Here is a 12,997-nt window from a genome sequence, read left to right as displayed (position 1 = left end):
GAATGTTATGAAGTTTCACACCAGAAAATGGGTAAAACCCGAAGATTTAAACCCGAATGGAACCTTGTTTGGAGGTAGGCTATTGCAATGGATTGATGAAGAGTTAGGGATTTACGCCATCATCCAATTGGAAATCCCAAAGACGGTTACGAAGTTTATGTCTGAGATTGATTTTGTCAGTTCTGCTAAGCAGGGGGACATTATTGAAATTGGTATAGACGTGGTTAAGTTTGGGAAAACATCGATCACCTTAACTTGTGAAGTGCGCAATAAGTTAACGCATAAAACCATTATTGAAATCGATAAAATAATCATGGTGAGTTTGGATGAAAACGGCGTACCGACGCAACACGGAAAAACGGAAAAGGAATATGTAAAAGATCGCCTAAAAAAACAATAAAAAAAAAGAGAAGCCTCAGCTTCTCTTTTTTTTATTTTATTCTCGTCCTATCATGGAAATCTCTCTGTCGTTTCCAATTCCTTTAGGATTGTCTCCCCATTGATTTTTTCCGTGTTCGCTATCGGTACAAAACCAAACCAACATTAAGATAGGTCCAACAAGTGGGATCATCCTCAGCAGATAAAACCATCCGCTTTTACCGATGTCGTGCAATCGTCTAACCGCTACGGCCAAAGTAGGGATAAGGGTAATCAAGATGTATAAATAGCATATAATTATAAATACTGACGATTCAGTAGCAACGCCAGTAAGTGCAAGAGCTAGCAAAATAAGAATGTGAAACAACGTAAACATCCAATACTCTTTTCTTCTTGCTCTGCCCGAAAAATTCGCGTAATTTTCAAGTACTTTTAAATACCAATTCATAATAATTCTTTTTGTTTTTTTTAGTTAATTGATGCCAAATATAACAAATTAATGAAGTCCTCTTGACTTTATTTCCAAATACTTATTAATGGTGTTACCGGTCAAATTTCCAGGAGTGGAGAGTACTGACTGTATCCCGTATTTGCGGAGTTCGTTTGCAATTTGTTTTTTCTCATACATGAATTTTTCAGCAATCACCTTATCGTATACATCGCTGTCTGTTTTGGCTTTTTGCTCTGTAAAATTTATCAATTCGGTATTTTCGAAAAAGATAACAATTAACAGGTGGTTTTTCGCAATTGCGCGCAGGTATGGTAATTGTCTGTTTAAAGCATCTATTGTTTCAAAGTTGGTATAGAGTAAAAGCAAACTTCTACTGGTAATCTTTCGTTTAATAGTGGCGTATAATAAACTGTAGTCCGCCTCGATAAACTTGGTTTTTACGTTGTAGAGTGCATCTGAAATTAAATTCATTTGAGAGCGTCGTTGTTCAGCTACGACAAAATTATCCACGCTTTCGGCAAATGTCAGCATTCCGGCTTTATCTTGTTTCGACAAAATGATATTACTCAAGGCCAAAGTAGCGTTGATGGCATAGTCGAGTAAATGTAACTTGTCAAAGTCCATTTGCATGGTTCTCCCTTTATCGATAATGGCATAAACAGGTTGTGACTTTTCGTCTATGTATTGGTTAACCATAAGTTGGTTGCGCTTAGCGGTCGCTTTCCAGTTTAAGGTTCTGATATCATCTCCTGAAACGTATTCTTTGATTTGTTCAAATTCGAGGGAGTGTCCGAGTCGTCTGATTTTGCGACTTCCGATAGCAGTTAAATTATTGCTGATGGCTTTTAAGCTAAAATCTTGTATTTTTAAAAAAGAGGGATAACATTTCAATGTTTTTTCTGTTCCTAGTTCAAACTTTTTACTAGCCAGTTGAAATGGGGTTGTGATGAATATGTTCACACGACCAAAATTGTATTCACCGCGTTTTTTGGGACTGACAATATAGTCAATCTGAACTGTTTTATTGCGCGTTAAGCTTTTGGTTAAACTAAAGTTGTGCAATTGAAACTGAAAGGGGAGTTCTTCCAAAATTTCCGCTTTAACTTTAAATTTATATTTGCTAGTAAGGTGCAATTGTACCGTATTATCATCTCCGTTTGACAAGCGTTCAGGGAGTATCCTTTCTAATTGTAGGGCATTTTTGGTGCTGAACAGCAATAGCATATCAACCAAGGTAAGCAGTACCAAGAAAAACACTCCCAATTTAGCTATCCAAAAGAAAAAGGGCACGAAATATCCTACTATAAAAAGCATACTCAGCATTCCGACCCCGTAAAAGAATCGATTGTTGAGAAATAAAGAATTGTATAAATTCTGCATGTGCTTATCTTGGAATTTCTACGGATTCGATGATTTGTTCAATGATTTGTGTACTTGTGAGCCCTTCCATTTCGCGTTCAGGGGTTACAATAACACGGTGTTGCAACACTGGAATGGCTGCAGACTTTATATCTTCAGGTGTAACAAAGTCTCTTCCATGGATACCGGCAAAAGCTTTTGCTGCATTTAAAATGGCAATCGTAGCCCTAGGAGATGCTCCTAAAAATAAAAAGGAGTTGCTACGAGTATTTACCACGATATTGGCTATGTATTTCAACAAATGAGGCTCCACTTTTATCTGTTTTACGAGAGCTCTATATTTCGTAATCTGGGCTCCTGAAATCACAGGTTCCACAGCGTCGAGTTTGCTTCCGTTTATCAGTGCTTGCTCACGGGTCACGATTTCTAGCTCTTCTTCTGCAGTTGGATATTCAACGTTAATTTTAAAAAGAAAACGATCGAGTTGTGCTTCTGGTAATCGATAGGTACCTTCTTGTTCTACGGGGTTTTGCGTAGCTAGCACTATAAAAGGCTCGTCCATTTTATAGGTAACGCCATCTATAGTGATTTGCTGCTCTTCCATAACCTCGAAAAGAGCGGCTTGCGTTTTAGCCGGCGCTCTGTTAATCTCATCAATCAAAATCATGTTAGAAAATACAGGTCCCTTTTTAAATTCAAATTCAGAGGTCTTTACATTAAACACCGAGGTCCCTAAAATATCCGAAGGCATTAAATCGGGAGTGAATTGTATACGGCTAAAATCAATACTAATAGTATTCGATAAAAGCTTTGCCGTAACTGTTTTTGCTACTCCTGGAACTCCTTCTATCAAGGCGTGACCATCGGCTAATAAAGCAACAATTAAATGGTCCATCATGCGCTGTTGTCCAACAATCACCTTTGAGAGTTGCGATTTTATTTGGTAAACGCTCTCTTGTAACTCTGTTAAGTCAATCCTGTTTTCAAATTCAAGATTACTAGATTCGTTTGTTGTATTTTCCATAATTAGCGATTTTCAAAAAAGTTTTCTATTAATGTATTTAGGCGCAATAATTCGTCTTGACTACATGACGATTTTTTATTGAGCATAATAATGGTGTTGATTAGATAGCGTGTTGTACTCAGTTCATTACCCGATTTTGCAGCGAGTTTTTCAATAAAGTCATCATTGAGTACGTTGGTTTCTATCAAATATTTGGTACGTATTTTTTCAAGAAAATACGTGATTTTTTTGGTGATAATATTTTTGTGATTTTCTTCTTGGCGATACAAGTTGGCAATAGTATGGGTGAATTCTAAGGTCGCATTTTTCAATTCCGGTAGCTCCGGAACAGGGCGTTGTCGTCTTCTAGCATTAAAAAGCATGAACAACAGCAGTCCAAAGAAGCCTAAAAGCAATGCCCATTTTAGCGAATTGTGCTTCCAGAAGAACTTTAAGATAGAGCGACTCTCTTCTTTGGCCATTTTTCTTGAACGAATAGCTGGATCCCAAAACGAGTTGCGATTGGGAAGGTACGATAATACCTGAGCGACATAGTCACGGTTAGCCTTTTTGAGCAAGTAATAATTGGTAAATACGATAGGGTTGCTGTGCAAGTAAATTTTACCATCACCATAACTTATTTGTAAGAAATTAGGGTTGTGTTTCCTACCGATGGTTTGGTAACCTAAAACTTTTGTCGAGCTGCTGTCTAGCTCCGAAAAATAGTGGTTGTGCAGGTTGCGGTCATACTCAGTTTTAAAAGGAGTAAAGTGATTGCGGTCTAAAGTCAAAGTTCCGCTCATGTTTTTACGGTTGTTTTTACCGTAAGCAGAACCGTCTTTCGTTTCAAAATGGAGGGCGTCTTTTAGTTCTTCACCAAAATGGTCCAAAGAAATAAGTGCATCATTACCTGCCGCTACAAAGTTAAGTAAGCTAGCCACACTAACAGAGTCCAACCTAGCATCGTTTTTTTTGATGAGATAGTAATTGGCAATTTCTGATTCTTCTTCAAAATAGATATCATCTAGGTAGTCGTGAATGTTTTTACGCAAGTAAAGCACCTCATTATTGTCAAACAATTCGGGTAGTTCTTCGTATAAGATAAAAGTTCCGAAGGGATCTTTAGACCGTTTGCTGTAGTTTTCCTCCCAGTTGGTTTTTGAACAACTAGTCAAAAATGCGACAAGTATCCCTAAGGTAAAAAATGGTATGCTGCGATTCTTTTTCATTTATAGCGTTTTAAAGAAATCTTGATAACTGTTGGTTACCTGTTCAAATTCGACTTCATTGATAGGAAACTCACCGTACCATACGTAGTCGTACAGGTACACAAGGTAGGTGAAATGTTTGCGTTGAGAAGCTTGGCTCAATTCAAACAAGTACTGCGAGTTCGTTTTGTCTTTGTGATATTGTATCAGTTCTTTTTCGTTCAAACGCTGTAATAGAATCAGGTAATAGAAGCGTGTGGCCAAGCGGAAATTTTTTGCCGCAATCGCATTTTGTAAAGCTTTTTCGTAACCGGTTCTATCAATTAAGTCTACTTCCTCCTCCGTGGAAAACTCAGCTCCTTGAGCTATTTTTGATTTGCTTTTGTTCCAGAAATCAAAATCTTCCCCGATAAAGCTCTTCACTAAAATAAATACGACAAATAGGATGAGTAGGTAGGGGAGTATAGTTCCGATCCCCTTTAAAAGATCGATAAATGCCTTGCCACTGGACGAATTTGATTTTTTATCTTCCGTTTCTTCCTTTTTGGTTTCTTCTTCAATATAGGTAAAGTCCCTACCAGAATATTTCTCGTTGAGATTTTCTTTAAATTGACGTCTCTCCTGAATACTAGCCGATTCAATGTTCGGTTTAGGGTTGGTTTGCTGTAATGTTGTTGCGCGGTTCGCCGCTTGAATGGCCGAAAAACTCATTAGTACTATCAGCCAAGAAAGTAAATGTTTTTTCATTAGCGCAAATGGTGCTTTGAAGCTACTTTAAAGGGCAGTACCAAATAGTAATAACTGATACTTGCCAAAGAAGCTAGGATTATAATATAACAAATAATTGCTGGAATTTGATTGTAAAGTCGCGTGACATACCCTTCTAAAAAAGCAGCGACAAAGGTGAAGGGAATAGTACTTATAAAGAGGAAAAAGGCTTCACGTAGTCCCTTTTTTAACGACTCAATTCGTTTAAGAGCTCCCGGAAACAATAAACTACCTCCAATAATGTAACCAGCGCTGGCTTCTATTACCATAGCGAAAATTTCGTAAGTACCGTGGATCCATATTCCTTTGATACTGTCGTAAAAGCTGTTGTGTTGGTAAAAGAAGGCCTGGAAAACCGCAACCATGATACCGTTGTATAAAATGTAATATCCGGTTCCTATTCCGATAAACAATCCAGACAAAAACATGTTGAGCCCGACGCGGAGATTGTTGTCAAAGATTCCGATAAAAGATCCCCATGTACTGCCGCCTTTATAGATGGCCAGGGCATCACCACTCGCAATATTTTCTAAGGTTTCATCCACATAGGCATTCCCTAATATTTCTCTAGCAAAGTTCTCTTCGTTAAATGTAGACAACAGTCCGATAAAAAAGCAGATAAAAAAGAATGCAAAAGAAATGTAGATGTAGTTTCTTCGTTTGTAAGCGATTAAAGGAACCGTGTCAAAAAAGAAATGGAATAAATTGTTTTTATCCTGTTTCTTGGTGTGGTAAATTTTTCCATAACTTTTTTTTGCGAGCTTATTGAGGTAGGTAACTACCTTGCTCTTAGGGTAAAAGGATTGTGCATATGACAAATCGTTCATGATTTTAATATGCAAATCCGCAATTTCATCTGGGCTTTTTTCAGTTTTCTTTGAAATTACTTCTTCAAATTCAAGCCATTTTTCTTTATTTTGCTTAATAAAAGCTACCTCTCTCATAGAGAACAAAAATAAATAATGTATGAAAAGACTGCAAGTAAATACCACACAAAATGTAAAAATTAACTTTGAACTCGCACATGTGGGACTCCGATTAGGGGCTTTTGTTATTGACAATATACTAAAGTTTGCTTATGTGTATTTTGTGATGCAGCTCTTTAATTTACGATTGTTGGAAGCTACAGAAGATGGTTGGTCAGTAAAGGCCGTGACAGTGGTTCTGTTTTTACCGGTTACGTTGTACTCTTTGTATCAGGAAGTCTTGATGAATGGACAAACCTTAGGGAAAAGAGCCTTGAAAATCAGAGTGATCACAAAAGATGGGTTTAAGCCCTCATTTACCGATTATCTCATTCGTTGGTTTTTGCGAATTGCTGATTTTAATTTGTTTTTCTTAATAGGAGTCTATGTCTATGCGCTTGGAATGTCACATTTAGAGGCGCTTTTATATGTCTTGTTTTTTATGGGGAAAATGATAGGTTTTTTTATGATCCTATTTACAAAGAATAACCAGCGTATCGGAGATTTTGCAGCCAATACTACGGTAGTGACTCTGAAAGATGAAGTGAAGTTTTCACATACCATTTTAGAGAATATATCAGAAACATATAAGCCGAAGTTTGCTGCGGTCATTAAACTGTCTGATAACGATGCTCGTATTATAAAGGATACCTACAGAAAGGCGCGTAAAACTAAAGATTACAAGACCATAAAGAAGTTAAAGCTCAAAGTAGAAGAAGTGACCGGAATAACGGCCGAAAATCTTACAGATTTTGAGTTTATCGATATCGTGTTAAAGGATTATAATTATTATACGCAAAATATGTAGTGTTAAGAGAATGCTTCTTTTTAATGGCAATCATTCGTTTTTCTTTGAAGAACTGCAGAAGACTGCGTTTTTTTGAGCTGTATACGCTTCATTTGTTAAAGATTTATTACTACCTTTGTTAGATGTTGAAGAAAGTTATTCTCGTATTAGTCACCCTGTTATTGCTAGCGCCACCAATGCAAGCACACAATGATATTGTGGTGTACGACGATGCTGAACAACACGAGTTGATGGATGCTAAACACGAAGATTTGCATCATCAAAATGATAGTAATGAAGATGAACATAAAAAACACCATCATCATTGCTCTGTGGTAAATTTGTCCTTGGAATTTATTCCTGCGTGGTTTGATTTTGAAGTATTGCCCGTGGTGGGAGTAGTTCAAAAACCGCCTGTGTCTTACCAACAGACCTTTCTTTCTAATTATTTGGTAGATATTTTTCAACCGCCCAGAGTTTAAACATTAGTCCGTCCCCGGTACTTACATCGGGTAAGAGTACACGTGGTTAACGTGTCAATACATAATGTTTAAATTACTTTTCATGTTAGATAACATCATAAAATTTTCAATAAAAAATAAATTGATTATTGTTGTGTTTGTCTTAGGCTTGATTGGATGGGGAACCGTTTCGTTGCGTGACCTTCCAATTGATGCAGTGCCGGACATCACCAATAATCAGGTGCAAATTATAACGAGTGCACCTTCACAGTCTGCTCAAGATATTGAGCGTTTAGTAAGCTTTCCTATTGAGTTGGCAGTAGCTAATATTCCCGAGTTGGAAGAGGTGCGTTCCTTTTCTCGATTTGGTTTGAGTGTTGTTACTGTCGTATTTAAAGATCAAACGGATATTTATTGGGCAAGGCAGCAAATAAGCGAACGTCTGGCCGATGTAAAAAGTCAAATTCCAGCAGGGATTGGAGTACCTGAAATGGCTCCTGTGACAACGGGGCTTGGAGAAATATATCAGTATTCCATTTTTCCTACACCGGGTTATGAGGACAGGTTTTCCAGTATGGAATTGCGATCCTTGCAAGATTGGGTGGTAAGACGGCAGTTGTTAGGTATAGAAGGCGTTGCTGATGTCAGTAGTTTTGGTGGCTTTCTAAAACAGTATGAGGTGGCCTTAAATCCGGAAAAATTAAAAGCCCTAGGAATCAGCATCGCTGAAGTGGTAACGGCGCTTGAAAAAAATAATGAGAACACTGGAGGTGCCTATATTGATAAAAATCCTCGAGCCTATTTTATTCGAAGTCAAGGACTCATAGAAGATGTCTCGGCGATAGAAAAGATCGCTGTAAAACACACCCAGAACGGAACTCCTATTTGTATTAAAGATATTGCAACCGTAAAATTTGGCCATGCCACGCGGTATGGAGCAATGACCCGAAACGGAGATGGTGAAGTTGTGGGAGGCATCGTAATGATGCTGAAAGGTGCAAATTCTTCTCAGGTTATTGAGCAGGTAAAAAAACGCGTGGAGCAAATTCAAAATAGCCTTCCAGAAGGGGTTGTTATCAAACCGTTTTTGGATCGTTCTAAACTCGTGAATAAGGCCATAGGTACGGTGAGTAAAAACCTCATCGAAGGCGCTTTGATCGTCATCTTTATTTTAGTACTGCTCTTAGGGAATTTTAGAGCAGGGCTTATCGTGGCCTCTGTGATTCCGCTGGCGATGTTGTTCGCGATAAGTTTGATGAAACTCTTTGGCGTATCTGGAAATTTAATGAGTTTGGGAGCCATTGATTTCGGAATTATTGTCGACGGTTCAGTGATTATTGTAGAGGCAACCATGCATTTCTTGTCAAAAGGAAAACAACGTAGGTCACTGACGCAAGAAGAGATGGATCGAGAGGTGTACCAAGCGGCTTCAAAAATTCGCACGAGTGCTGCTTTTGGAGAATTGATCATATTAATCGTGTATTTGCCAATATTAGCTTTGGTAGGCATTGAAGGAAAGATGTTTAAACCCATGGCAATTACTGTGAGTTTTGCTATTCTCGGTGCTTTCTTGTTGTCATTGACCTATGTTCCGATGATGAGCGCCTGGTTTTTGAGTAAGGATATTCAAGTGAAGCAAACATTTTCAGATCGGTTAATGCAGTTTTTTAGATCAAAGTACGAGCCACTGCTTGTAATGGCTCTAAAACACAAAAGAAAGGTTGTAATAGCCGCACTGGGATGTTTTATAGGGAGTTTAGGAGTGTTTTTTACAATGGGTTCTGAATTTATACCATCGTTAGACGAAGGAGACTTAGCTGTACAAACCGTTGTTTCTACGGGGAGTTCATTAACGCATTCTATAGATATCACCAACAAGTCGAGTAGTTTATTAATGGAGGCTTTTCCCGATGAAATCGAGGAAATTGTGAGTCGCATCGGATCTTCTGAAATTCCTACCGACCCTATGCCTATAGAAGCCTCTGATATGATTGTAATTTTAAAAGACAAATCGCAGTGGACTCGCGCAGCTTCAAAAACTGCTTTGACCGAAAAGATGCAAGCCTTGCTCGATGAAAAAATGGTTGGAGTTGAATACGGTTTTCAGCAGCCTATTCAAATGCGATTTAACGAATTGATGACGGGTGCTCGACAGGACGTTGTTTTAAAAATTTACGGTGAAAACTTAGAGGAGTTAGTCAAGTATGCCAATGGTTTGGGGAATATTATTCCCAATATCAAAGGTGCTGAAGATTTGTATATAGAGAAAATGACCGGTTTGGAGCAAATTGTAATTCAGTACAACAGAGAGCGAATTGCCTTGTTCGGATTGAATGTTTCCGAGGTGAATAAGGCTATCAATGCGGCATTTGCCGGTCAGTTTGCCGGTGTTGTTTACGAAGGTGAGCGCCGTTTTGACCTCGTGGTGCGCATGGCGAAAAACAGTCGCTCAGATATTACCGATTTACGTAACTTATACATCGCGACTCCTTATGGTGAACAAGTGCCCTTGGCAAGTGTAGCCAAAGTGACCTATAAATCTAGTATTAATCAAATTCAGCGAGATGATGCAAAACGTCGTATTACCATTGGGTTTAATGTGCGAGGTAGGGATGTTGCAAGTATCGTAAAGGAATTAAAAGCTGAAATCGCGACCAAAATGAAATTTGAACCTGGGTATTATATAACCTATGGCGGAACGTTTAAAAATATGGAAGAAGCCCAGGAGCGTTTGGCTATTGCCGTGCCTATTGCATTGTTGTTGATTTTCTTTTTGCTGTATTTAACGTTTCGTTCGTTAAAGTATAGCGTGTTGATTTTTACAGCAATTCCGATGTCGGCAATAGGGGGGATCATCGCATTATACCTTCGTGATATGCCCTTTTCAATATCGGCTGGAATTGGTTTTATAGCCTTGTTTGGTGTGGCTGTGCTAAATGGAATCGTACTGATTACGGAGTTTAACAGTTTAAAGGAAGAAGGAGGTTGGTCCATTTCCGAGGTTGTTCGCAAGGGATGTCTTATTCGCTTACGCCCAGTATTAATGACTGCAGCGGTGGCTTCTTTTGGTTTTTTTCCAATGGCATTGTCAACCTCAGCAGGAGCCGAAGTTCAAAAACCACTGGCAACCGTGGTCATTGGAGGTTTGCTTTCAGCGACCTTGTTAACTTTAATTGTATTACCAGTAGTGTACGTTTGGGTAGAGGATTGGAAAATACCGAACAAACCCAAAAAAGTACTTCTTGGTCTATTACTCCTTATGGGAGTATCAGAAGGATATGCACAGGAAATAGACCTCCGCTTGTCGGAAGAGGAAGCTGTTGTGCTGGCATTAAAGCAAGCGGTACAATTAAAAACAGCAGATATCGCTGTGGCTAATCGCAAGTCTGCTATTCAAAAAGCCTTTGCCTTGGCACCGATGTCGCTGCAATACCAAAATATAGGTGTTGGTCTCAATACCAGAGAAAAGGAATGGACGGCCAATCAGAATTTCGGATCCATTATCGGAGCTTTTCGCAGTTTCGATACGGCAAAAAAGCAATTTGCCTTACAGCAAACTCTTAAAAGTTTGCAAAAGAGAGAGCTGATTAGAGAAGTGCGTATAAAATACCAGGATTGGCATTACAAGTACGCGCGTTATCGATTGTTAAAAGAACAACAGGCGGTGAGCACGACCATAAAGAAAATCAGTGCTGAATTGCACAGTTCAGGAGAAATTGGCGGTGTGGAAAATGACTTGACGAGTTTGCAGTACTTGGAAACCCAAGCGGCCAAAACTTCGGCGTATCGCAGCTATATTGATGCGGAAAACTCCTTGAAAAACCTACTGCAAATACAAGGGCAGATCACACCTAAAGAACAGCAACCTAAAAGAAAATCACAACTGCTTAAAAACGAGTCCTTGGCCGGAGTATTTAGCGAACTTACCCACCAGAAAGAAGCGGTGTTTAACAGTCAAATAGCGTTGTCTAAATCTGGGTATTTCCCACAGTTGACTGCTGGGGTAATCAAAAGGGTTACGGGCGATGCTGGTTTTACAGGTTTTCAAGTAGGACTGCAACTTCCACTGTCTTTTTGGAGTACGCGAGCAAAGGTGACACAAAGTAAGTTGCGCAAAGAAGAAGTGACGATTCGAAACAAGGCACAACTACTGGCTATTTCTAATGAATCGGAGAATGTAATGCGTCAATTGCGTTATCTCGATAAAGAATTGGTAGCCATGGAGGAGATGGCTCTAAAAGCGAAGAGCTTTGTAGCAAAGATAGCCTTGGCGTATAAGTCTGGTGAAATTGACGCCTATAAGTACAACCAAAGTTTTCGATCGTACTACCAAGTTATGAATAGTTATTTGTTACTCGTAAACAATTACAATTTACTAGTAATAGCATATCAATATTACAATCATGAATAAGATGAAAAAAATTTTAGCACTCTATATAATTACAATATTCTTCGCTTGTAATGGGCACCGAGAGTCAAAAGATACCCACGATCACGATCACGATGCTGTGGAGCAGTCAGGGAAGGCTCATGACAATGCACATGAAGAAGAGAATGAAGAACTTTTATTAAGCGAATCTCAGTTAAAAACCGCGAATGTAGCGGTCCTACCACTGCAGAAAAAGTTAATACGTAACCGTCTTGCTGTCACCGGATCTATTGAGGCACCTCCGCAAAACAAGGCAACCATTTACGCGCCGAGAGAAGCTTTTGTGTACAAAACCGATTTACTTCCTGGTGATCGTGTGCGAAAAGGACAGGTGGTAGCTGTGTTGCAGCATCCGAGTTTTATAGAGTTGCAATACGCGTATTTGGATGCGGTGAATAAAAGAGATGTAGCAAAGGCAGATTATTTGCGTAAAAAAATGCTCTTTGAAAAAGACATCGCTTCAAAAAAGTCCTTTTTAGCGATTAGAGCTCAGTACAAATCGCTTGAAAGCTTGGTGAGTAGTTATAAAACTCAACTTAAAATGGCAGGAATTGATGCTGTGAAGGTGGAAGCTAGCGGTATTCAACAATTCATTTCTATAAGGTCGCCGATAGCTGGTTTTGTGGTGGAGAACAATTTAAACCAAGGGAAGTACCTCGCAGCAAATTCAGAAATGATGGAAATTATTGATAATGATCACATTCATGCCGAACTCCGAGTTTTTGGTGCTGATGCTCACAGAATTAAAAAGGGAGACGATTTTGTGTTCGTACCGTCAGGGATTGATACTACCTACCAAGGATATATTAAGTTGATCAGTCAGAAAGTAGAGCAGGGGAATAAAACGGTTAATGTACACGGGCATTTTGAAGATCCCGATGGCGTGCTAAAATCCGGAATGTTTATCAATGCCGAAATTTTAATGAAAGGAACGCTGAAATACGCTGTTCCGGAAGAAGCGGTCATAGAAAAGGAAGGAGAGCAATTTGTATTTGTACAATTACAGTCGGGAGTGTTTAAAGCCGTAAAGGTGTATCTCGGTGATACGGATCGAGGGTATGTGGCTTTGGATGCCATTGAAAATGATGACTGGAATCAGAAAGTAGTGGTGCGTGGTGCGCACTTTTTAAAAGGAAAGCTATTGCAGCAACTAGGGGGGATGGAAGGACATGCCCACTAAAGTGAGAA

General features: G+C 39.0%; 11 protein-coding genes. 5 read left to right on the top strand and 6 right to left on the bottom strand.

All coding sequences use genetic code 11. The features are described from left to right. Window positions 1–7: 7 nt before the first annotated feature. Window positions 8–400: an acyl-CoA thioesterase gene (locus ACXAG7_RS02355; RefSeq protein WP_408043922.1), complete on the top strand. Its 393-nt coding sequence runs from the start codon at window positions 8–10 to the stop codon at window positions 398–400. A 36-nt stretch (window positions 401–436) separates the two neighbouring features. On the opposite strand, the gene ACXAG7_RS02350 is transcribed toward ACXAG7_RS02355, so the two are convergent. The 6 genes from ACXAG7_RS02350 to ACXAG7_RS02325 are packed head-to-tail and all read right to left on the bottom strand — an operon-like array spanning window position 437 to window position 6,111. Next, window positions 437–826 carry a DUF805 domain-containing protein gene (locus tag ACXAG7_RS02350; protein ID WP_476665828.1) on the bottom strand — a complete coding sequence of 130 codons (390 nt, stop codon included), beginning with the start codon at window positions 824–826 and terminating at the stop codon, window positions 437–439. Between the two features lie 48 nt (window positions 827–874). Beyond that, entirely contained in the window at window positions 875–2,209 is a 1,335-nt protein-coding gene (locus ACXAG7_RS02345) for a DUF58 domain-containing protein (RefSeq protein WP_476665827.1), read from the bottom strand. Window positions 2,210–2,213: 4 nt separating this feature from the next. Next, complete coding sequence (locus ACXAG7_RS02340) at window positions 2,214–3,212, bottom strand: AAA family ATPase (RefSeq protein ID WP_476665826.1); 999 nt, start codon at window positions 3,210–3,212, stop codon at window positions 2,214–2,216. Window positions 3,213–3,214: 2 nt separating this feature from the next. Beyond that, window positions 3,215–4,420: a DUF4350 domain-containing protein gene (locus ACXAG7_RS02335; RefSeq protein ID WP_476665825.1), complete on the bottom strand. Its 1,206-nt coding sequence runs from the start codon at window positions 4,418–4,420 to the stop codon at window positions 3,215–3,217. Then, window positions 4,421–5,146 (bottom strand): DUF4129 domain-containing protein, encoded by a 726-nt coding sequence (locus tag ACXAG7_RS02330; protein WP_476665824.1) that lies wholly within the window; start codon window positions 5,144–5,146, stop codon window positions 4,421–4,423. Beyond that, on the bottom strand, window positions 5,146–6,111 hold the full coding sequence (locus ACXAG7_RS02325; protein ID WP_476665823.1) for a stage II sporulation protein M: 966 nt from the start codon (window positions 6,109–6,111) through the stop codon (window positions 5,146–5,148). The genes ACXAG7_RS02330 and ACXAG7_RS02325 overlap by 1 nt, the downstream gene beginning before the upstream one ends. 22 nt (window positions 6,112–6,133) lie before the next feature. Between ACXAG7_RS02325 and ACXAG7_RS02320 the strand changes: the two genes are divergently transcribed. From ACXAG7_RS02320 to ACXAG7_RS02305, 4 genes are all read left to right on the top strand, one after another. Further along, a complete protein-coding gene (locus tag ACXAG7_RS02320) occupies window positions 6,134–6,940 on the top strand; it encodes an RDD family protein (protein WP_476665822.1) in 807 nt (268 codons plus the stop codon). A gap of 122 nt (window positions 6,941–7,062) precedes the next feature. Further along, a complete protein-coding gene (locus tag ACXAG7_RS02315) occupies window positions 7,063–7,401 on the top strand; it encodes a hypothetical protein (protein ID WP_476665821.1) in 339 nt (112 codons plus the stop codon). Window positions 7,402–7,483: 82 nt separating this feature from the next. Further along, complete coding sequence (locus ACXAG7_RS02310) at window positions 7,484–11,791, top strand: CusA/CzcA family heavy metal efflux RND transporter (protein WP_476665820.1); 4,308 nt, start codon at window positions 7,484–7,486, stop codon at window positions 11,789–11,791. Window position 11,792: 1 nt separating this feature from the next. After that, complete coding sequence (locus tag ACXAG7_RS02305; protein WP_476665819.1) at window positions 11,793–12,989, top strand: efflux RND transporter periplasmic adaptor subunit; 1,197 nt, start codon at window positions 11,793–11,795, stop codon at window positions 12,987–12,989. Window positions 12,990–12,997 lie beyond the last annotated feature (8 nt).

This window comes from Tenacibaculum sp. AWR4_210 (assembly GCF_056160945.1).
Note: the sequence above shows the minus strand (reverse complement) of the source record. Positions and strands in the feature narration are given on the sequence as shown.

What these genes read in the sequence shown, in the direction of transcription:
- ACXAG7_RS02305 (WP_476665819.1), top strand. Translation starts at nt 11,793, where the DNA reads ATGAAAAAAATTTTAGCACTCTATATAATTACAATATTCTTCGCTTGT.
- ACXAG7_RS02345 (WP_476665827.1), bottom strand. Translation starts at nt 2,209, where the DNA reads ATGCAGAATTTATACAATTCTTTATTTCTCAACAATCGATTCTTTTAC.
- ACXAG7_RS02315 (WP_476665821.1), top strand. Translation starts at nt 7,063, where the DNA reads ATGTTGAAGAAAGTTATTCTCGTATTAGTCACCCTGTTATTGCTAGCG.
- ACXAG7_RS02325 (WP_476665823.1), bottom strand. Translation starts at nt 6,111, where the DNA reads ATGAGAGAGGTAGCTTTTATTAAGCAAAATAAAGAAAAATGGCTTGAA.
- ACXAG7_RS02310 (WP_476665820.1), top strand. Translation starts at nt 7,484, where the DNA reads ATGTTAGATAACATCATAAAATTTTCAATAAAAAATAAATTGATTATT.
- ACXAG7_RS02355 (WP_408043922.1), top strand. Translation starts at nt 8, where the DNA reads ATGAAGTTTCACACCAGAAAATGGGTAAAACCCGAAGATTTAAACCCG.
- ACXAG7_RS02350 (WP_476665828.1), bottom strand. Translation starts at nt 826, where the DNA reads ATGAATTGGTATTTAAAAGTACTTGAAAATTACGCGAATTTTTCGGGC.
- ACXAG7_RS02340 (WP_476665826.1), bottom strand. Translation starts at nt 3,212, where the DNA reads ATGGAAAATACAACAAACGAATCTAGTAATCTTGAATTTGAAAACAGG.
- ACXAG7_RS02320 (WP_476665822.1), top strand. Translation starts at nt 6,134, where the DNA reads ATGAAAAGACTGCAAGTAAATACCACACAAAATGTAAAAATTAACTTT.
- ACXAG7_RS02335 (WP_476665825.1), bottom strand. Translation starts at nt 4,420, where the DNA reads ATGAAAAAGAATCGCAGCATACCATTTTTTACCTTAGGGATACTTGTC.
- ACXAG7_RS02330 (WP_476665824.1), bottom strand. Translation starts at nt 5,146, where the DNA reads ATGAAAAAACATTTACTTTCTTGGCTGATAGTACTAATGAGTTTTTCG.